This window comes from Pseudoalteromonas sp. L23, assembly GCF_021728455.1.
Classification (GTDB): domain Bacteria; phylum Pseudomonadota; class Gammaproteobacteria; order Enterobacterales; family Alteromonadaceae; genus Pseudoalteromonas.
This window is the reverse complement of the sequence record NZ_JAKKCW010000007.1, coordinates 52424-72902: the sequence shown is the minus strand read 5'-3', so window position 1 is coordinate 72902 and position 20479 is coordinate 52424. Positions and strand designations below refer to the sequence as shown.

Annotated in this window: 15 protein-coding genes; 12 read left to right on the top strand and 3 right to left on the bottom strand. The window is 42.7% G+C overall.

What is annotated here, in order from left to right:
* The first annotated feature begins 3 nt into the window (after positions 1–3).
* The 9 genes from L3V43_RS13065 to L3V43_RS13025 all read left to right on the top strand — a co-directional run bounded on the left by L3V43_RS13065 (position 4) and on the right by L3V43_RS13025 (position 14078).
* Entirely contained in the window at positions 4–2388 is a 2385-nt protein-coding gene (locus L3V43_RS13065; protein ID WP_237116743.1) for an ABC transporter permease, read from the top strand.
* A 2-nt stretch (positions 2389–2390) separates the two neighbouring features.
* Entirely contained in the window at positions 2391–4766 is a 2376-nt protein-coding gene (locus L3V43_RS13060; protein ID WP_237116744.1) for an ABC transporter permease, read from the top strand.
* Between the two features lie 243 nt (positions 4767–5009).
* Positions 5010–6176 carry an efflux RND transporter periplasmic adaptor subunit gene (locus tag L3V43_RS13055; RefSeq protein WP_010606916.1) on the top strand — a complete coding sequence of 389 codons (1167 nt, stop codon included), beginning with the start codon at positions 5010–5012 and terminating at the stop codon, positions 6174–6176.
* A gap of 15 nt (positions 6177–6191) precedes the next feature.
* Positions 6192–9344: an efflux RND transporter permease subunit gene (locus L3V43_RS13050; protein ID WP_237116745.1), complete on the top strand. Its 3153-nt coding sequence runs from the start codon at positions 6192–6194 to the stop codon at positions 9342–9344.
* A gap of 170 nt (positions 9345–9514) precedes the next feature.
* A complete protein-coding gene (locus L3V43_RS13045) occupies positions 9515–9823 on the top strand; it encodes a hypothetical protein (protein WP_102057750.1) in 309 nt (102 codons plus the stop codon).
* Positions 9824–9877: 54 nt separating this feature from the next.
* Positions 9878–10756 (top strand): hypothetical protein, encoded by an 879-nt coding sequence (locus L3V43_RS13040; protein ID WP_102057749.1) that lies wholly within the window; start codon positions 9878–9880, stop codon positions 10754–10756.
* 102 nt (positions 10757–10858) lie between these two features.
* Positions 10859–11377, top strand: a complete 519-nt coding sequence (locus tag L3V43_RS13035) for a hypothetical protein (protein WP_237116746.1) — start codon at positions 10859–10861, stop codon at positions 11375–11377.
* A gap of 61 nt (positions 11378–11438) precedes the next feature.
* Positions 11439–11960 carry a hypothetical protein gene (locus L3V43_RS13030; RefSeq protein WP_102057748.1) on the top strand — a complete coding sequence of 174 codons (522 nt, stop codon included), beginning with the start codon at positions 11439–11441 and terminating at the stop codon, positions 11958–11960.
* Between the two features lie 60 nt (positions 11961–12020).
* Positions 12021–14078 carry a S9 family peptidase gene (locus L3V43_RS13025; RefSeq protein ID WP_237116747.1) on the top strand — a complete coding sequence of 686 codons (2058 nt, stop codon included), beginning with the start codon at positions 12021–12023 and terminating at the stop codon, positions 14076–14078.
* Positions 14079–14330: 252 nt separating this feature from the next.
* Here the strand turns inward: L3V43_RS13025 and L3V43_RS13020 are convergent, their stop codons facing one another.
* Entirely contained in the window at positions 14331–14804 is a 474-nt protein-coding gene (locus L3V43_RS13020; RefSeq protein ID WP_010376518.1) for a Dps family protein, read from the bottom strand.
* A gap of 403 nt (positions 14805–15207) precedes the next feature.
* Here L3V43_RS13020 and L3V43_RS13015 point away from each other — a divergent pair, with 403 nt between their 5' ends.
* Entirely contained in the window at positions 15208–15417 is a 210-nt protein-coding gene (locus L3V43_RS13015; protein WP_010376516.1) for a hypothetical protein, read from the top strand.
* Here L3V43_RS13015 and L3V43_RS13010 read toward each other — a convergent pair.
* Positions 15414–16055 carry an alpha/beta fold hydrolase gene (locus L3V43_RS13010; RefSeq protein WP_010606909.1) on the bottom strand — a complete coding sequence of 214 codons (642 nt, stop codon included), beginning with the start codon at positions 16053–16055 and terminating at the stop codon, positions 15414–15416. The genes L3V43_RS13015 and L3V43_RS13010 overlap by 4 nt on opposite strands.
* 104 nt (positions 16056–16159) lie before the next feature.
* Positions 16160–17320 (bottom strand): porin, encoded by a 1161-nt coding sequence (locus tag L3V43_RS13005; RefSeq protein ID WP_211867306.1) that lies wholly within the window; start codon positions 17318–17320, stop codon positions 16160–16162.
* Between the two features lie 84 nt (positions 17321–17404).
* Here L3V43_RS13005 and L3V43_RS13000 point away from each other — a divergent pair, with 84 nt between their 5' ends.
* Positions 17405–19288 (top strand): methyl-accepting chemotaxis protein, encoded by a 1884-nt coding sequence (locus L3V43_RS13000; protein ID WP_010606907.1) that lies wholly within the window; start codon positions 17405–17407, stop codon positions 19286–19288.
* A gap of 292 nt (positions 19289–19580) precedes the next feature.
* The gene (locus L3V43_RS12995; protein WP_237116748.1) at positions 19581–20471 is read left to right on the top strand and encodes a Fic family protein; all 891 of its coding nucleotides are present in this window, start codon (positions 19581–19583) and stop codon (positions 20469–20471) included.
* Positions 20472–20479 lie beyond the last annotated feature (8 nt).

The following is a 20479-nucleotide window of genomic DNA, read 5'->3' as shown; positions in this document are numbered from 1 at the left end:
ACCATGCAAGTGTTCAACTTAGGCCGTGCAAATATTTATCATGTTAGTGTGGTGACTACGCTGAGCTGTGTATTCGTTGTGATGCTGGTCGCAATGGGGATGTTACATAGCCTGTATTTTTCACCTTTAACATATCCAGATTCAGAACGTATTGTGAAGCTTGAATACCCGATGTTTGATGAAAATGGTAACGAGAGCAGCGAAGCCTTTAATTACCCATCATTGATGCATTTATACGAGCATAAACCTGCCGCAATGGAGCAGCTGGCGATGGTGCATTATGCTGAGCAATTGCTTACTTCGGATGCCGATGCGCCACAAGTTGAATCAGCTTATGTCTCGCCACAGTGGTTTAGTATTTTTGATATGCCGCTTGTGATGGGGCGGGTTATTACTGAACCTGTAGATGAGAGCAGCCCTGTCGCAGTGTTGAGCTTTCAAGCTTGGCAAAGTCACTTCAATGGTGATCCTGATATTTTAAATAAAACGCTGCGACTGGATGGGCGAGAGTTTACGATTGTCGGAGTTGCTGCAGAGCAGTTTTATGAACCTAACTTAAAAAAGCTGACACACAACACTGCGGTATGGCTACCTTGGCAATACAACCTAACTTCAGAGGAAGCTAAACCTTACTGGTGGAACCGATATGCGCTTAACTTGATGGTGGGTAAGCTGGCTACAGGGGTGGAGCATGAACAAGTCAGCCTCTTGCTATCGAACGAAATGAACACACTTTGGCGCAGCAAAGTGAGCGACAGTGAGTATTTTGCGAAGTGGTATATTGGCATTCGCGCGGTGTCGTTGAAATCAATTATGCTCGGTAAGTCTCCCTTATTGTTATTTGGAATGTTTGTGGTATCGCTTGGTTTACTTGGTATCGCGCTATTAAATATCAGTAACTTATACCTTGCAAGACTCAGTCAGATCCAGCGCACGCTGGCAATTCAAGCGGTGGTGGGAGCAAAAATAAGAGATATTGCGCTGATGCAGTGGTTACCGCTGCTAGCACTTTGCTTAGTATCACTCGTGGTTGCAATTGGAGCGTCTTATGTTATCTGCCAGTGGCTACAAAAAGAACTAGTGGGGCTGTTGCCGCAAGCACAGCTGATAGCGTTAACCTGGCAAAGTATACTTGCACTGGGATTGGTCGCTTTATTGACGAGCTGGTTATTGTTGTTCGCAGGAATGTCTGCAATACGCTTTCGTCACTTAACGCACATGCTAAAACAAAGCGGTAAGGGGAATGCCGTTGTTGTGAGTGCGCGAGTGCAACGGTTCATGGCGGTGAGTCAGTTAAGTATTTCTATTATCTTGCTCTTCTTCTGCTTCAATGTCGGCGTTGCTGCCTTATCTCATCTCAAAAATGCTTATGCGGTAGATCTCAAGAATAAATACGAAGTGACGTTTTATGCCCCTGATACTATGCCAAGAGATGAATACACAGAGGTAATGCGTCAAGCCAGTGAAGTCCTTGCGAATACCGCAGAAGTAATCGCGGTGAGTCGAAGCCGTTCACCGATCGGACAAGGCGTTGGCACTTGGTCATTGCAAGAAGTCGAGACGCTCGAACGCGTGCATCCGGTTGGCCGAGTTGTGGATAGTGGTTATCTTGAGTTTTTTTCTTTGCCGTTACTACAAGGTCAGTTTTTCGATAGTGAAGCGGTGCGCCGCGGTGAGCAGCAGTTAATTATCAATAAAACCTTTGCAGAGCAACTAGGTGGAGAGGAAAAGGCGCTAGGCAAGCGCTTGAGTTTTAACATTACAGACGAAGATGCGGCGTTTGAAATTATTGGTGTCGTTGCTGATTTAGCCGTGCCTGGCGAACCCGTACTGCCCCATGTGTATCGAGCAGTACAAGGAAGTAATACGGTGTTAATTAAGACTCAGCAGCCTGTCACTAAATCCCATTTTGCAGCGCTGCTGATGCAAGTTCATCCAGCATTGAAAATCTTTAGTTTTAAATCACTTACTGCGCAGCGTGAGCAATACCTGTTGACTGATACCTTGGTTACCTATGGAGCACTGTTTATCTTCGCGTTGGCGTTGCTGCTCGTGATTATTGGCCTGTTTGGTGTCTTTCGTTATAGCCAATCACTTAAAGCTTCTTATTACGGTACGAAAATGGTGCTGGGTGCTAAGCATAGCGATCTAACTCAAGAGGATCTTATCACCCACTTTAAGCACATAGGTATTGCGTTAATGATTTCCCTGACCGGGTGTTTATTATTGTCGCCATACTTTCAGCAAACATTTAATGTGGCAGAGTTTTCGATTGCGGCTGTGGGGATAGTGTTAGTGTCGAGCTCGTGTTTGTACTTTTCACTACAACAACTACTGCGCAGGCCACTCAATTCATTAATCAACCCATCTGAATTAGTGAAGGGATAAGCATGACATTATGGCGTAAGCTATTGAGGCGATTGAGGGATAGGCTTAGGCTAAGTCTGATGTTAGTCGTGTTATTGAGCGGCGCTTTCGCCGCTATGATGATGAGTATTGGCTTATCATGGCAAGCTTATCAGTCGCTACCTTATCCGCAAAGCGATAAACTCGTTTGGCTGCAAGGGAATATGTTAGATGAACATGACAAGACGATCATGGAAAATGCTATCTCTACGCCTGTTGCGTGGCAGCTTGCTCAAGATAAGCAATTGTTTGATAAAGCCTCCGCAGTATTGTATAGCCACAGCTTATTACGTGGTTCAGTGGTTGAGCCAAGGATTGAGACAACTTACGTCAGTGATGATTTTTTTTCGCTCTTTAATATTGCTTTAAAAGAAGGGAGGTGGCTTTCCCAAAGTAATGAGCTTGGTACAGCACCTAACGAAGTCGTTGTGACAGAGTGCTTTGTACAGCAATATTTTCCTGATGAAAATATTATAGAACAGAGCATTCAACTTGATGACCGTCGTTATATCGTGGTGGGAGTGGCCGCGTGCGATGAGTCCGAACCGCAGTTATATCAATCTAACCGGATGAGTGAGGTATTTTTGCCATTCACACTTATGATGGGTGACCGTATTACGGGTATGGACCACTTGGCGGTAAGAAGCGACTTATTTCTTGTGGGTCGCATAAAACAAGAAAATGCGCAGCTGCAATTAACGCTTTTGCAGGCGCAGTTTCAAACTGCATTTGAGCAAGCTCAATTAGAACAAGGGATATCTGGTCGTGCGACGCTCAGATTTTCGTTGTCACCACTTGCTGATAAATTAAAAGGGCAGCTAAGAACAACGACGCAATGGTTAGCATTTGCAGGCGTTGGGCTGCTTGTCATCACCTTAGTGAATGCATTTTCGCTCTACTTGCTAGACTTTAAAGCCAAACAAAACCAGCTGGCACTGGCGATTGTACTCGGTGCTAAGCGCGGCAATCTACAACTCGAACAGTGGCGTTATATTGCCTTGATTTTTTTGTTTGCGTCATTGCTTGCTATAGGGATAGCGAATGCTGGCGTTTGGCTAATGCAGTTTTGGTCGAAGGAGACCCTAGCCCATGCAGTTTGGCTCAAACTACCTTGGTGGAGCTTTTTATTGGTAGGTGCTTTTGCTCAACTCTGTGCACTGGTGTTTGTAAAACTGGCAATGTCTCAGGTGTCATTTAAGGATATTCGTAGTCAACTAAGTGGCTCAGGGAAGGGGCAGGTCAAACAATTGCCTAAGTCAATGAGTCAAGCCTTACTCGGATTGCAAATCGGTGTGGGCATAGTCACAATGAGTTTTGCATTTTGGCTATTGAGCTATTTTGGCGGGCAGTTGAATACCTCAAGTGGTTTTAACTCAAATAATCTTTATTTTGTTGAGTTACAGCAAAGTAACTACGATCGCAGCTCAGATGCTATTCAAGCAAGATATAATCAAGCTATGATAAACTTGTCGGCGCTTAGACAGCACCCAAGCGTCGAGAGTGCTGCTCTGGCTGGCGTATTACCCCACGAGTTTGTATTTCTGGAGCCGCTAAGCTTAGTTGATGATGGCAGCGACTCAGTCGTCGCTTATTTACAGCTCAGCGGGCCAAATTACTTTATCACCTCAGGCCTAAGGTTTATTGCTGGTGGCGGATTCTCTGAGGATGACCTAGCTATCAATAGTTCAGGGAAAAAAGTGGTGCTCAATCAGCTTTTAGCACAGCGCCTTGGCGTAACAGCAGCAGATATCGGCATGACCATCTACGACAGAAATCAGCGCCCCGTTACCCTTGTGGGTATTGTCGAAAATACCTTTAGCCATACGTCTCAAGCACAAGCCTTAGCTTATCTACCTTTTAATTTTATTAGTGGAAATATTCTGGTGCGAGCCAAAGCAGGAGAGAAATTAGACTTGCATACGGTTACCGCCTTGTACAAACAACAAAACCCAAGCCAATCTATTTTAAAGCTCGTCGATATCAAATCGCGGATGCAGCAACTCAATAAAACAGCCATGCTGAGCTTTTTAGCTGGGCTGGTGATCGCACTGATGATGTTAATACAGGTAGTGGCAGGTATGTATGGTTTGCTCGGCTACCTCGCCATATTGAGTACGCCAGTCTTCTATATCAAGCGTTTAGTCGGTGCTAAGGTACGTGATGTTCTTATTGAGCAGTGTTGGAGTCGGGCTTCTCTCGTGTTAGTCGCAGTTGTTATTGCAGTTTTCTTGTCTTTAGTCGTGGCGAGTACGTTTGGTATTTTGAGTCCACTGCTTGGGATCTATCTGTTGTTCGCTATCGTATTGGTAGGCAGTATAGTTCTAGTGCTTGAGCTTCATCATGTCACTAAGCAGATCTAGGGTGAAAAATGTGACAAAAAGCCGAAAAAACTGTTATATAAATCACAAAAATCGCACTTGAAAAGGCCTTTTTAAATCAATGGCTTTGGTACTTGATTGTTTGAAATAACTTTATAATTTTTGCTGTTTTTCGATAGTTATAAAAAGTTGTTCTAAAGGTGTAACAGATTCTTACAAATGTCACATCCGAGAACGCGCTAAACTTGGTACTATACGGTCAGGAAATTATCAATAGGTACTGTCATGCAAGCTAAAACTTTAAAATGGATTCTACCCTTTACCGTGCTTATAGTGGGTGTTGTCGGATTTATGTTCGTCAATGCCGTTGCTAAGAGTGAACCTGAGAAGCAAGAAGTCGATTCTCGTCCTGTTGTTGAAGTTGAAACTCTCGCTGCGCAAGATCACCAAGTTGTGATCCAAAGCTATGGCGAAGTAAAACCGCTAGAAAGTACACAACTTTCTATTCAAGTATCGGGCGAAGTTGAATACTGGCACCCTAACTTTGTTGAAGGCGGTGTGGTACAAAAAGGCGAAGTGTTACTGCGTATTGAGCAAGATAACTACGAAGCCGCGTTACTACAAGCAGAAGCAGAACTTGCCAGAGCTCAGGCGCAGCTTATCGAAGAGCAAGCACAAGCTGATGTAGCTGCTGATGAAGCAAGAAGATTTCCAAATAAAAAGCATACCGACCTATTTTTACGTAAACCGCAGGTCATGAGTGCCAAAGCCTCAGTAAAATCGGCAAAAGCTGCACTGCAGCGTGCAAAGCGAGACCTAGAAAACTGCGAAGTTATCGCGCCTTATAACGCACTAGTGGTGAAAAAAGACGTTGGTCTTGGCCAGTTCGTTTCTATGGGGAGTTCAGTTGGTACTGTCAATAACATCGAAACGGCGGAAGTGATTATTCCTATCGCGGGTTTTGATTCTGTGTTTTTACCTGAGCGAGTGTCAGGGCTTGCCGCTACGGTTTATCAGCGTGGTGTGAATGCCTTCACTCGTGAAGCTGAGATTGATAGAGATTTAGGTACTGTTGACCAACAAACGCGTATGAACAACCTGGTGGTACGTATCAATGACCCGTATGGTCTCACAACGCGCCAGCCAGCGATAAAATATGGCACGTATGTACAAGTTAGCTTTGCGGGTAAAACGTTAAAACAAATCTATCGTCTACCACAAGATATCGTGAATAATCAGTCGGTTTGGTTACTTAATCAAGATAACCAGCTTGAGCCACGAAAAGTGCAAGTTATCCGCGAAGAGGGTGAGTTCTTCTTAATCGGCGATGGCATCACAAGTCGCGATAAAGTGGTCATGACACCACCTGAATATCCACAAAAAGGCATGGAAGTTAAAGTTGCTGGCACGGACTCCTCATCAAAGCCTAGTAGTCAGCCGGAAAAGCTGTAACAGCAAGGAGCGACCATGAGTGATATAGAAAAAACATCGCAGCGCGGTATTATCGCTTATTTTGCGAATAATACGGTAGCGGCGAACTTGTTGATGGTCTTCATACTGATAATGGGTTTTATCAGTTATATGACTATCCAAAGACAAATGTTTCCAAACTTTGAAATCAATTATGTGACGGTGTCAGCTGTGTATCCTGGCGCGTCTCCTCAAGAAATTGAAGAGGGGATTTTGATCAAAATTGAAGAAGCATTAAAAGACGTTACAGAAATCAAAAAAGGGGTTTACCGTGCCGCTAGAGGCAGCGGTAGTGCGCAACTTGAAATCTATAAAGATGAAGACTTAACGGAAGTAGAAGATAAAATTCGCTCGCGTGTGAATAGTATCGCGACCTTCCCAGCATCCATGGAGCCCGTGCAGGTTCAGCTTATAGAATTTCGTCAAGACGTGGTGAACGTCGCACTGGCTGGTAATCTACCGTTGAATGCACTCAAGCCAATCGCCAAAGAGATCGAAGATGAATTACTCGAAATTCCAACGATTTCATTGGTTGACCGTTCAACCCCAAACTATGAGATTGGTATTGAAGTTGATCCAGATGCTCTGCGCCGTTATAACCTAACCATCAGTGATGTAAGTAGCGCAATTAGACGTTATTCAACCAACATTTCAGCTGGTCAAATCAGAACTGAATCAGGCATCATTGCAGTGCGTGTTGAAAACCAAATGTACCGCGGTAATGAGTTTAGAAACATACCTGTTAAGGTCGGTGATAACGGCGCCAAAATTTATCTTCAAGATATCGCAGAAATTAAAGATGGCCTGACTGAAGGTGAATATTACTTCCATTTGAATGGTGAAAATGCGGTATTCCTGTCGGTTAAAGCGACCAAAGACCAAAATATGATCCCAATCGCGAAAGCGGTACATAAATATATCGAAGAGAAAAATGCTAAGTTACCCGCAGGCTTAAGATTAGAACCAATCGTTGATATGACGTACTACCTGAACGCTCGACTCGAGATGATGAAGAGCAATATGTTACAGGGTGCGTTACTCGTCGCAATCATGCTGACTATTTTCCTACGCTTCAAATTAGCGCTCTGGGTAATGATTGGCTTGCCGGTGTGCTTCCTCGGTGCGTTCCTATTTATGCCAGCACTTGGGATCAGTATTAATATTGTATCGCTGTTCGCCTTTATCATGGTACTTGGGATCGTGGTGGATGACGCCATCGTCATAGGGGAGTCCGCCTACTCCGAAATTGAACGCAAAGGTCACAGCGTTAAGAATGTGGTGATTGGTGCTAAGCGTGTTGCAACGCCAGCAACCTTCGGTGTATTGACAACTATTGCTGTGTTTGCACCTATGTTGTTCTCATCTGGTCCTGAAAGTGCATTCTTTAAGTCAATCTCGGGCGTTATTATTCTGTGCTTGGTGTTCAGCTTGATTGAATCCAAATGGATTTTGCCAGCGCACATTGCTCACACTAAGATTAAACCACTACGTCCAAACAGTCGTCGTGCTGCATTTAACAAGAAGTTCTTCGCATTTGTAAACGGACCATACAGACGCTTTATTCAGCGCTGTGTTGACTGGCGCTGGACCGTATTATTAACTTTTGTGGCGATGCTGGTATTTAGCTTTAGCTTAGTGACTTCGAATTTAGTGCGCTTTATTCCATTCCCGAAAGTGCCAGAGGATTATCCAAAGATCGAAATTACCATGAACGACAATGTCTCGGACGAGCAAACCATTGCGGCAATGCAGTCTATTGAGTTAATGGTGCGTAATGTCGATAAAGAGATTGCCCAAGAGTTCGGTCAAGGTATGGTTAAGGATGTATATTCTTGGAACCAAAGCCGCGCTAAGGGCTCAGTGTTATCGACGTTAGTTGACGAAGAGCTAAGACCATTTACGGCTTTTGAACTTGCACGTCGTTGGCGCGAGGCAATGCCAGAGATCACCGCAGTGAAATCAATCATCGTGTATGACAGTGTTGGCGATCAAAGTGGTGGTGAGGGCGAATTTGGCTATCGCTTGCTAGGTTCTGACATCGAGACCCTCAACGCGGCGGGTAGGCAGCTTATTTCAATGTTGCAGCAGCAACCTGGACTATTTGATATCAGCTCAAGTATTGACCCTGCGAGTAAAGAAATGCAGATCGCGCTTAAGCCAGTGGCTTATGAGCTTGGCTTGCAACTTGCTGATGTTGCGATTCAGGTTGGCAATAGTTTCTACGGTGGCGAAGCACAGCGTGTTATTCGTGATGGCGAAGAAATCAAAGTGATGGTGCGTTATCCTGAACTAGATCGTAAAGCTTTGGCTTCACTTAAGCGTACTATCATCACAACGCCAAAAGGTAAAGAAGTGATGCTAGGCGATGTCGTAGAGTTTACCGAGAAGCCGGGTATCAATTATATTCGTCGTGAAGATGGCTTTAGAACGGTATATGTATACGGTAGCATCGATGAAGAGCTGATTGAGCCAGATGCCGTGGTTAAGAATATCGAAGAAAATATCTTACCAGAGCTACTAAAACAGTTCCCAGGCGTCAAAACTAAGCTAGGTGGTAGTGTGGAAGAGCGTCAAGCGCAAACCAGTGAGCAGATCTTATTCTTTGCCGCTGGTATGTTGATGGTTTATATCCTATTGGCTGTACCGCTGAAGAGTTACGCACAACCGCTTATCGTGATGTCGGTAATTCCGTTTAGCTTAGTGGGCGCGCTATGGGGTCACTTAGTGTTTGGCTTAGATATGAGTACTATGTCTATGTTTGGACTAGTAGCCGCTGCAGGGGTTGTGATCAACGACTCCTTGGTAATGACGGACTATATCAACCAAGCACGTGCTGAGGGCGTTAAGCTTAAAGAGGCGGTTATTGAAGCGGGGTGTGCACGCTTTAGGGCAATCACGCTAACCTCAATCACGACGTTTGCTGGTGTAATGCCAATCATCTTTGAAACGAGTCTACAAGCAAGATTTGTTATTCCGATGGCGGTATCACTTGGGTTTGCAGTGCTATTCGCAACGCTTATCACGCTGGTGTTAGTGCCGGCCCTATACATCATCTTAACGGATATGCAGGGTGCGGGTTCACGCTTAAAAGCGAAGATCAGACGCAAGCCTAAATCTGGCGATAACCAACTAGAGAAAGCAGAAGCTTAGAAACTCTCGTTTACACTCAATAATATAAAGGCCGCGCAGTGATGCTCGGCCTTTTTTGTGTATTAAAAACCTAATCCGTTTCCGAAAAAGGGAAATTAATAATTTCTTGCTATACCTGTTTTGGGTAATTTTAATATAATTGCAAAAAATTGTTTAATTGAGGGGTTGTTTTGAAAGTATCACTTATTTCAGGCGCTATTACATTTGCTCTGGGGGTCATCAGTGCATCAGCTAAAGTACAAGCAAGTGATGACGTTGAACGTATTGAAGTTAATGGCTGGAAGCACGAGAGAGAATGCGTAATTAATGTACGTAGTATGAGGCAGGCACGATGTTTCTCGGGGGGCTGGGGTGGCACATCAGGTGGGGTTTCTGGTGGAATGGGAGTAGCAGCTAGCGGCGGTGAGTCGAGCGATGCATCAAAAACAGAGTCAGAACTTGATGAAGCTGCGGTAGACTTAACAGTCGCTGCAAAGTAGCTGCTTAATGCGTTAGAAGAGCTAAGGGCAAGAGCTCGTAAAAATAGTATCCTGGTGAGAAAAATAGAAAAGAAGATTGATGCAATTAACTTATTAATTGCAGCAGGTGGGCAAGGCTTACAAGGCATTGCTCATGCTATAAAGGGGGAAAATGGCGAGGCTATATCTGAAGCACTAACACTTGTTGTCGGAGCGGCGGCTGGAACATCTATTGGAAAAGCCGCAATTTTAGTAAAAAGAGCTTCGCACTCAAAAAAGTTTGCTATAAGGATTGCTGAGATCATAGGTAGTTACCATGTGGGAGCTGCTTTTGAAGAGCATATGGATAATCTTCTGCAACAAGAACTCAATATTCCAAACAATTGGAGCAACCCTCCTCAACATTACGAAGGCCCAGAAACCGTTACAGATATAGTTTGTAGCATGATGAGTGTAGTACATAGACCTGATGAGCCACCTTGCCGAGGCTATAGAAGCCTAGATACTTTAGCTGCGTCAGGGCATTTTATAGTACTTGATCTGGCACAGGATGGAGTAGAGTGGTCACTTAATCCAAACACCAACTCCATTACAGTGGGAAGTGCTGATGCATTATTGATCGTTGATGCAAATCAAAACAATCAGTTAGATAGTGCAAGTGAGATATTATTCAGGCCATTTACAGAGACTCAAGACACTATTTCTCTATTAGATTCAAACCAAGATGCAATACTCGACAAACTTGATAATAATTATCATTACCTTAAGGTTTGGCAAGATGCTAATCACAACGGGGTGATTGATGTTGGTGAAGTCATTGCAGCAGCAGACAAGTCTTTAACGATTTACCTTGATGAAATGAGTGCAGGGAATAGAAATCAGCAAGGACGCATGGATGTTGAGGGGACTGAATATGCTATTTCAGTGATACGTATTGGTTTTAAGCATGAGTAGTTAGTAGATCTGTTCGCTCACAATACTTACTAAAAGTAAGTATTGTGAGCTGATAATATTTCTTATCATTTGTTAAGTAATAAATTTTCTGAGGTTTATCCTATGCAGACAAAAATTACGTTTACAAAACGCTCCGTCTTGCTGCCGCTGCGAGTCGGTATTGTCACCTCTTTCTTCGCTGTGATGGCATATTACGCACTTACGATAGAAGGGTTTCATCCAGATGGTTCATCAACCGCTAGTGTTCGTTTTAAAGGAGATGTTACTCTTTTTTTGATTGGCATTGCGCTTTGTTTTATTGTGTACGATATCTTAAAGGCACCTCGCAAACTAGAAATTGACTTAGAGCAAGGGCGCATTTATTTTTATCCAAAATTTTCCAGCCGTGTGCAAACTATTTTGCTAAAACCAGCCTGTGTGTTAGCGATTTATCGTCATCCTAGACATAAAAATCAATTTGGTTTGGAGTTGTATGATTGCCCAAACGACACAGAACCAAAATTAAGCTGTGCGTGTGAGTGGAAAGCCAGTGACGCTGAAGCTGCGTTGTTTTGGCAAATGGCAAAAGAAAAAAAGAGGGCGGTTGAGCCTGCACCTAAGCCATTCTGGTTGCTAATTTAACGTCTTAATATGCGCTATCCCAATAGAGTTGATTATCAGTGATTAGAAAATAAAGGATAGTATGATTCAGTGCGTTACATTAAAAAAAAGCTTTAGACTTCTACCTTTGCGAATTTTGGCATGCACTATATTTTTTGCATTGGGTACTTATTATGCGATAACGGTTGAGGATGTCGTTTCTGGCAATTCATTGACTGTGGATGCTAGTTTGGCAAGACCAGCAATAATAGTGATGCTATTGCTCACTGCAGGTGTCATTGTTTATGCAATCATTAATCTGGAACACACATTAATCCTCAACTTTGAGAATCGTGAAATTCACATTTATAACTGGCGCTCACCACTGCCGAAAGTGTATAGAATGACGAGCAACAATAAGCTTTGTGTTTATCGCCATCCAAATAAGCAGGATCAATTTGGGGTTGAGCTACTTTCTGTAGAAGATGAAGAAGTTTATCTATATTCGAGTTTTGCCTGTAATTGGCTTGTGCCTAAATCACAAGGAGAGCAATTGTGGCAGGTTGCAAAGTCTCAGGGTGTTGCTGTAGAGGAAACACCAGAAAGCTTTTTAGATGGTTGTTAATTCCTAAATTTGCTGTGATACACTGGCGAAAAATAACGAATTTAGGATGACAACTTGGTGATGGAAAAAACTAAACCGCTAGCCAAAAAGCAGCCGAAATCCTTGCTGCACCATAATCATGAACGTATCGACAACTACTACTGGATGCGTGATGACGAGCGTAAAAATGCTGATGTGTTGGCACACCTCAAAGCAGAGAATGATTACTGTGAAGCGCAAATGGCGCCTCACCAAGCGCTGCAAACCCAGCTGTTTGAAGAAATGAAAGGTCGTATCGTAAAAGACGATAGCTCAGTGCCCGCAAAAGATGGCAACTATTGGTATGTGAGTGAAGTGAGTGGTGATGAGGAATATGCTAGATATTATCGCGCATCACAAGAAGATTTGTCGGATAAAAAACTTCTTTTAGACATTAATCAGTTAGCCGCTGGCAACGAGTTTTATGACATCGGTGATATTACTGTAAGCCCAGATGAGCAACTGCTTGCCTATAGTGAAGATACCGACGGGCGTCGAATTTACACCATCAAGTTTCTTGATTTAAACACCAATACCTTACTGCAAGATGTGCTGTATAACACGGAAGGTCAGGTAATTTGGGCGAACGACAATAAAACTGTATTTTATGTCAAAAAAGACGAGCAAACGTTGCTCGGCTTCCAAGTGTATCGCCATGTGTTGGGAACGCCACAAAGTGATGATATTTTGGTGTTTGAAGAGCAAGATCGCCAATTTTATATGGGATTGGGTAAAAGTCGTGACGAAAGCGCTATTTATATCTATCTCGCAGCGACGGAAACGAGCGATCAGTTAATACTGGATGCAAACGATCCTTGCGGTGAGTTTAGCACTCTTATTCCAAGAGAAATTGGCCATGAATATGGTCTTGAAAAAATGGGAGAGTTCTTTTACATCCTTAGTAATAAGAACGCTAAAAACTTCCGTTTAATGCGTGCAACAGGGGCAACCGTTGGTAATGTCGAGCAATGGGAAGAGTTGGTTGCCCATCGCGACCATGTACTATTAGAAGGCTTGGAGCTGTTCCATAGTCACTTTGTGCTGACTGAGCGTGAACAAGGGCAGATCCGTTTTGTTGTCCATGATTATCAAGGGCAGAGCTATCACCTTGGATTTGATGATGCTTGTTATTTTGCTACGGTAGGAAATAACCCTGAGCCAAGTTCAAGTAATATTCGTATCCACTACTCGAGTATGACAACTCCCAGCTCAGTGTACGATTGTGATTTAACCACTGGTAAGAAGACGCTGAAAAAGCAACAGCAAGTGTTAGGTGATTTTAAACCTGAATATTATCACTCTGAACGTTTGCATATAACCGTAAGAGATGGCGTTAAAGTCCCTGTATCTTTGGTGTATCGAAAAGATAAGTTTAATCAAGACGGTAGCAATCCACTATTGCAGTATGGCTATGGTTCTTATGGTATTACTATCGACCCTAACTTCTCTAGTCAAATTCTAAGCCTGTTAGATAGAGGGTTTGTATACGCGATTGCGCATATTCGAGGTTCTGAGATGCTTGGTCGTGAATGGTATGAGCAAGGCAAAAAAGCGCATAAGCAAAATACCTTTAACGACTTTATTGATGTTACCAAGGCCTTGGTTGAGCAGGGCTACGGCCATAAAGACAAAGTGTTTGCATCAGGCGGGAGTGCAGGCGGCCTGTTAATGGGTGCAATTGCAAACCAAGCTCCAGAGCTGTATTTAGGGTTAGGCTGCCATGTGCCTTTCTTGGATGTGTTAACTACCATGTTGGATGAGTCAATCCCATTGACAACCAATGAGTATGATGAATGGGGTAATCCGAATAATGAAGCGGACTACCAGAATATTTTAGCGTATTCGCCGTATGACAATATTGAAGCCAAAGCCTATCCAAATATTCTAGTCACCACAGGTCTGCACGACTCGCAAGTGCAGTATTGGGAGCCAATGAAGTGGGTTGCTAAGCTTAGAGAATATAAAACGGATGATAACGTGCTGATCTTTAAAACCGACTTGGAAGCAGGTCACGGTGGTGCCTCAGGCCGATTTAAAAGCTTACATGAAAGAGCACTAGAAATGGCATTCTTTATCAGCTTATTGAATGGTAGGTCGTAGCTCTAACTCGACAACAGCGAGATAAAAGATCGCGAGGTAAACTCGCTCCTACCAGAGGAATACCTAGGTAGGAGCTGGCTCTGCTTGTAAGTCGTAGCTTTAGCTCGACTTGTACACCCTAGCTCTAACTCGACAACAGCGAGATAAAAGATCGCGAGGTGAACTCGCTCCTACCAGAGGAGAATCAAGGTAGGAGCTGGCTCGCTTGTAGGTCGTAGCTTTTAGCTCGACTTGTACACCCTAGCCTTAATCTTAGTTTAAATATGCTTTAAGCATCCACACCAGCTTCTCTTGCTCTTTGATATAGTCGCTCATTAGCGCAGCTGTCCCTTCATCTTCGGCTTCGCCCGCCTGCGCTAGAATCTCACGCTGCATAGAAATAAGCGTTGTGTAGCCATCAAGCAGGGTTTCTAGTGCTTGCGTACCATTGCTGATCCCTTTTGCTTCTTGAATTTTGCTGGTTTCCAAATAATCAGAAAACGCATGCAATGGGTTGCCTTCAATTGTCAAAATACGCTCTGCGATTTCATCGACTTTCTCAAGTAATAGCGTATAAATTTCTTCAAATTTTAGGTGTAGTTCAAAAAACTCACGACCTTTGATGTTCCAGTGAAAACCACGGGCATTCATATATTGAATTTGGTAGCTGCTTAGTAGCGTATTAAGTGACGTTACTAGCGCTTGGCTCTTTGCTTTGTCTAAACCGATAGAATTAATGTTTGTCATGCGATGCTCCTTGTTGATTCACAGTCAGTATGGCGCAACCTTAGGTGATTGCCCAATGATTAAAATCAAAGTGTTTAATCGGAAAAATCAATTAATAAAATAAAAACATATTAAATATTAATACAATATGACGTTGGGATGAGTGCATTAAAAAACAAGATGAAACCCTAAAAAGCGCTCAACAATAACAAGGTGACATGAGTACTCGTTGGGAATAAAGCTTGCCAACTTTTCCCAAAATATAACCAGAGCGCGTAGTTTTTGATCTAAGACAAGCGTTTAATCTCGTTCGTCTTTTGGCGGTTTTAAACTTGATTTAGGTCAAAATATCACCGCATCATAAGCGCATAATCATTTCATCAAGACACAAAAAACGCGGTGTCTACTACTGGAGGAAATGAGTATGAAAGGCAAAACAAAATCAGAACATAAAATGGAACTCGTCGTCGTTGTTATCGCTTTAGTGGCTTTTGTTGTTGGGCTCGTAGGTCACTTAGCTGGCGCAAGCATCGCAAACTCAGATACCTTTGGCTATATTGCAGCGCCAGTGCCGTTATTAGTTGGCTTGATCGCAGTGATTGCTTACAAAGTAGCTGCAAGCGCAGAGCACTAAGGCCTCCCTAACAGCTCGCAGATATAGTCCATTACCGCACGGGAATATATTAAGCTGGTATGGCTGAGATGAAATACTTTGTGTTCGGCCATGCCACTGAGCTTGGTTTCTTCTAACAGCACAGTGCCATCCGACTGGCTACCTTTTTGTAGCAGTGGCATTAGTCCAATGGGTAAGTCACCGGCAATACTGTAAAGCTTGGCGTCGAAAGGCCAATCTTGATTGTTAGATAATAAAAACTCCACACTGTTTTTTAACAGTAGCTCCAGTCCTTTGTCGTGCATATGCTTGGCAATGGCACTGCCTTTATGTGGTGTCCCCAAGGTCACCACTTTTTTTACTTGCTTGCTCGCGGCAGAACCTCGTTCTAAATATGCTCTTGCAACTAAGCCTCCCATGGAGTGGCAAACGAGGGCGGCGGGGCGATCGCCAACAAAAGTATCAATAGCGGCGCAGATCTCATCAATATCTGGCGTTAATGTGTTATAGCTTAAATTGAGAATACGGTAGCCCGATTTACCTAAGCGAGCGCTAAGCGGCCGCATCACAAAGCCAGACATGTACAAGCCGTGTAGCACCACAATGCTCTCGATTTTGGCGCTCGCGGTAATATTGAGTGGAATAGGAGCGTGGTTCATACCGCCTCTTTAAACTTGAATACTTCTAAGCCTTGCGCGAGTGTACCACCCTCACTTGAATACTTGATGTATAAATCAATCCAAATTAGAAATTATTATTCTAACTAATCAAATTGCCACTCTTGCTTGTAATCGTACCTAAAGCCAATGGAGATGGAGTCCATATCGATTTGGTTGTCGAAGGACTTGTTCAAATACTCCAAGTGCACTCTGAGGGGCGGTGTTGGTAGCCACTCAAGTGTAACATTGTAGCCATCGAAGCTTTGATTAAGCGGATCATGACTGCCGTAACCGTCATCAAAATCAAAATATCCGGTTTTGAGTTTATAGTGTTTTGCGAGTTGATAGGCCAACGAAAGATCAAAGGTGTGGCCTTGTCGAGAATCAAGAGCTTCCACGCGTTGATAGTCTTTGTCCTGATATGCCATAGCAGCGTAAAAGCGGGAGGTAAATTGGTAAGCCAGCGCACCAGACCAAAGTTGGTTTTCGCCAATATGTTGCTCGTTATCGTACACATCGTTTTGTTGATAAGTAATCGCCGCGTGTAAACCTGCGTTATCGTAACTTAACCCTGTGTTGAATAAATCCGTTTGATTATCGCCCTTATCACCATTAAATTGGCCTGCGGCGATAAACGTCATTGGCCCCAATTCGTAGCGGTAAGTGACTAAATTATCAACGAAAAAAATACTCTCTGGATCGTAAGCAAATGGGCTACTGGCGTGATTAAAAATATCAACGTATTCGGCAATAAACAGATACTGTGCAGGCCTTTGTTTGCCAATGCCAAATCGACCATACGGTGTGCCTAGTGCAGTATAAGCACGGCGTGACTTGCCAAAATTTCCTTCATTGGCGAGATCGATGCCCCATTCACCATGAAGTTCGGCCTGCCAGCCCGGCATAAATTCATGAGTTACTTTAATCCCTGCGTGGGATAAGGCGTCACGAACATCCCAGTTACTTGCGTCATCTTGATTGATTACGCCAAATGTCGGGCGTATTGTGGCATAGGTTTTGAGCGTGGTTGAGGGCTCGCTAGGTGGTTTTACCGGGTCACTTTGTGGTGTTGATTTTGCCATTGGAGCTGCGGCCTTTAGTTCGCTATTTTGCGTCATAAACCGAGCTTTAAGCTCAGCTAATTGCCGCTCAAGATTTTCAATGTCGGCCATGGTGACAGGTCGATCGGTTGCCAAAGTTGCTGAAGAAGTCAGTAAACAGGCTAGGCCAATCAGTGCGGTTGAGTTGCTCAAAGTAAAATTCATGGTTTTTACATCGCTCAGTTGCCAATAATCGAATTATAGACAACACTTTTGATATTCGAGCACTTTTTATTCAGGCTGTTGAATATGAAGATCCGCACTAAGTTCTCTGTGACTTCTGCCATAGTGATCTTATTGATCATCACGACGACGACGCTTTCTACTTACTGGTTTGTTAGCGATTCGGTGAAAACCAAAACCCATGCCTATGTAACAGATAGCACGCAATTGCTGGCTGTGAGCATAGAGAATTGGCTGGCTGGTAAAGCAACGCAAATTAATGTGATAAAAAGTCAGTTAGAGCAAAACTTTAGCGATGATAACTTTCAACAAGCACTGAATACACCAGTGTTTAAAAAGGAGTTTCTGCTGGCTTTTGGTACTTTGGCTAATGAGGAAGGGCTCAGGTCGAACAACCCCGCTCGCAAAAATCCTCCAGGCGTCGATTTTAGAGAGCGAGCTTGGTATCAGCTTGGTAAAAACCAAAATAAAACCGTTTATACCAGTCCATATACAGACGCGGCGACAGGTGAATTATTGCTGTCGGTGGTGTCTCCCATCATGGTGAACGGTAATTTTAAAGGGGTAATTGGGGGAGATTTAAGCCTAAAAACCATCGCTAATAGTGTCAATCAGGTTAACTTTGATAACACGGGCTATGCCTTTTTGGTCGACAAGTCTGGTAATGTAATTTCTCATCAACATGCCGAATTTAACGGCAAAAAATTGCAACAGGTATATCCAGCTTTACGCTTAGATAGCGTAGATAAGTTGCAAGAAGTGGATACCAAAGAAGGCAAAAGGTTGTTTTACTTACATTCGCTTGATAACACCTTTGGTACGGACTGGTATTTGGCGGTATTAATCGATAAATCAAAAGCCTACAAAACACTGACTGAAATTACAATAAACTCCCTGATCATTGCTATTTTAGCCGTGGCTATTGGAGTATTCTGCGTACGGACGTTAGCAATTCACTTACTCCAACCATTACGGGATTTGGAATCTGCAATCACCGGCATGGCAAGTGGGGGCGGTGACTTAACTCAGCGCTTAAAAATTGTTAACGAAGATGAGTGCGGCACGGTAGCGCGACAATTTAATTTGTTCTTGGGCTTTTTGCATGGGTTAGTAAGTAATGTAAAAGAACGTGCAGACGACGTGGTGATAAGCAGTGATGCCGCCAAAGAGCTGTCGACGCATTCTTCACAGAAACTTGATCAACAAGTTAGCCTAATTGAAAACCTCGCTACCGCGATGAATGAAATGAGTACTACCTCGACCGAAATCGCAGGTAACGCGCAGCAAGCCGCAAGCTCTATCACCTCTGTAAATGAAAAGACCTCCGAAGGGCAAGAAATATTCTTTAAAGCGCGAAGCCAAATTAATGCTTTGGCTGACGATATTACTGCATCGTACGAGTTGAGTACGCAACTTGCAGAATACAGCCAAAATATTGAGAATATTCTTTCGGTCATCAATGGCATTGCAGAACAAACCAATCTACTGGCACTTAATGCTGCAATTGAAGCCGCACGTGCCGGAGAGCAAGGTCGTGGTTTTGCGGTTGTGGCCGATGAAGTGCGTTCTCTAGCATCAAAAACACAGGAATCCACCACCGAAATTAAGTCCATGATCGACCAGATCCAAGCCTCGTCCATTCAAGTTCAGCAATCTATGGGAAGTAGCCGAGATAAAACCCAGCAATGTGTGTCACAAACCGAGCAAGCGACACATATGCTAGAAGAAATCTCAGAGGCAGTAAAAGAGCTTATGGATCGCAATATTCAAATCGCAACGGCCATAGAAGAGCAAAGTGTGGTGATTGAAGAAATCAATAAAAATACAATACATATCAACGATATTAGTGTCGAAGTCGGCAGCTTTTCTGACAAACAATACAGCGCCAGCGAAGAACTCGCTAAAAACGCCCATGAACAAGAAGCGCTACTGTCTAAGTTTACGTTGTGAGTTCTTGAGTTTGAATAATCCACTCAACTTTTGAGTGGATTATTACTTAATTGTGGCGTTGGTATCCCTACTATAAGTCTTTTCCTATCAATCCATCAGTATTCTGTTCTAATTACATTATAAAGTTAATTAAATATTAATTGTTTGGGGTGAGGATGGAGCAAAGCTAGATCCAAGTGTTATTTGAGTAATAACTCAAAAAATAAATTATAATTAATATGTGTTAAAAGTATGATAGTGTACCTGTATTGAGTCCTTTAGCAGTAAAGTAATTACAAAATGGTGGTATTTAATGCAACTAGGTCTACGCAAGATCGATCATAATTATAAGAACTTTATTTACAGATATGTATCTTCGAGTTTCTGTGTTAGACAATTAAAAAATATACTACCAATGGAGTTGGTTTTACATGATTATTATAGTTATTCATTAAAAAAAATAAAAATTGAAAATATATTGAGATTGAGAGGGAAGTTCTATAAAACTATTGATTTTTGTTTGAGGGGAAGGGAATTTGAGGAAAGTGAAATTTATTTAATTAATAAAAGCCTCAGTTTAGAGCTTCCAGGCTATAGGACTCATAAGTCATGGGTTGGTAGGAGTGAAAATGATAAAATTTATATACCACCTGCACCCAGTAAAATTAAAAGTTTAATTAACGATACGCTAAAAATATTTAACAAGGAAAGAGTTGGAAATAATTTAACTTGTAACCTTTTTTTATATTTTAGAATTGTAGCTATACACCCATTTATTGACGCGAATGGAAGGACCGCTCGCTCTTTATTTCTAAGCTTAGTCGAAGAAAAGTATAGCTTATATTGTCCTAGACTTCATCTTTCAAAGAAAACTGAAGAAATGTACAACGAACTATGTTTTAAATCTCTTTCATCCTATGAGAGTTTTGCTAACTCTCCAGAGTTAAGAACACTATTAGAAATGGGAAAGGAGTTGACCAATTACTTTAACAATGAAAAGGAATCCTTGGTTTTTAATGTGGTGCGAGATTATAGGGTGACGGATGAAGAAAGGTTTTATAAATTATTTAATGTTCTGGTTGATAAAGGGGTTTTTATAGAAAGTGTAGAGGGAGTAAAAGATGATTTTTATATTAACCTTAAGAAAAAAGGTGTTGTTGAAGTCTTACCAATATTTGGAAGAGTCGGTAACGTTATAATTTAAAATTATAT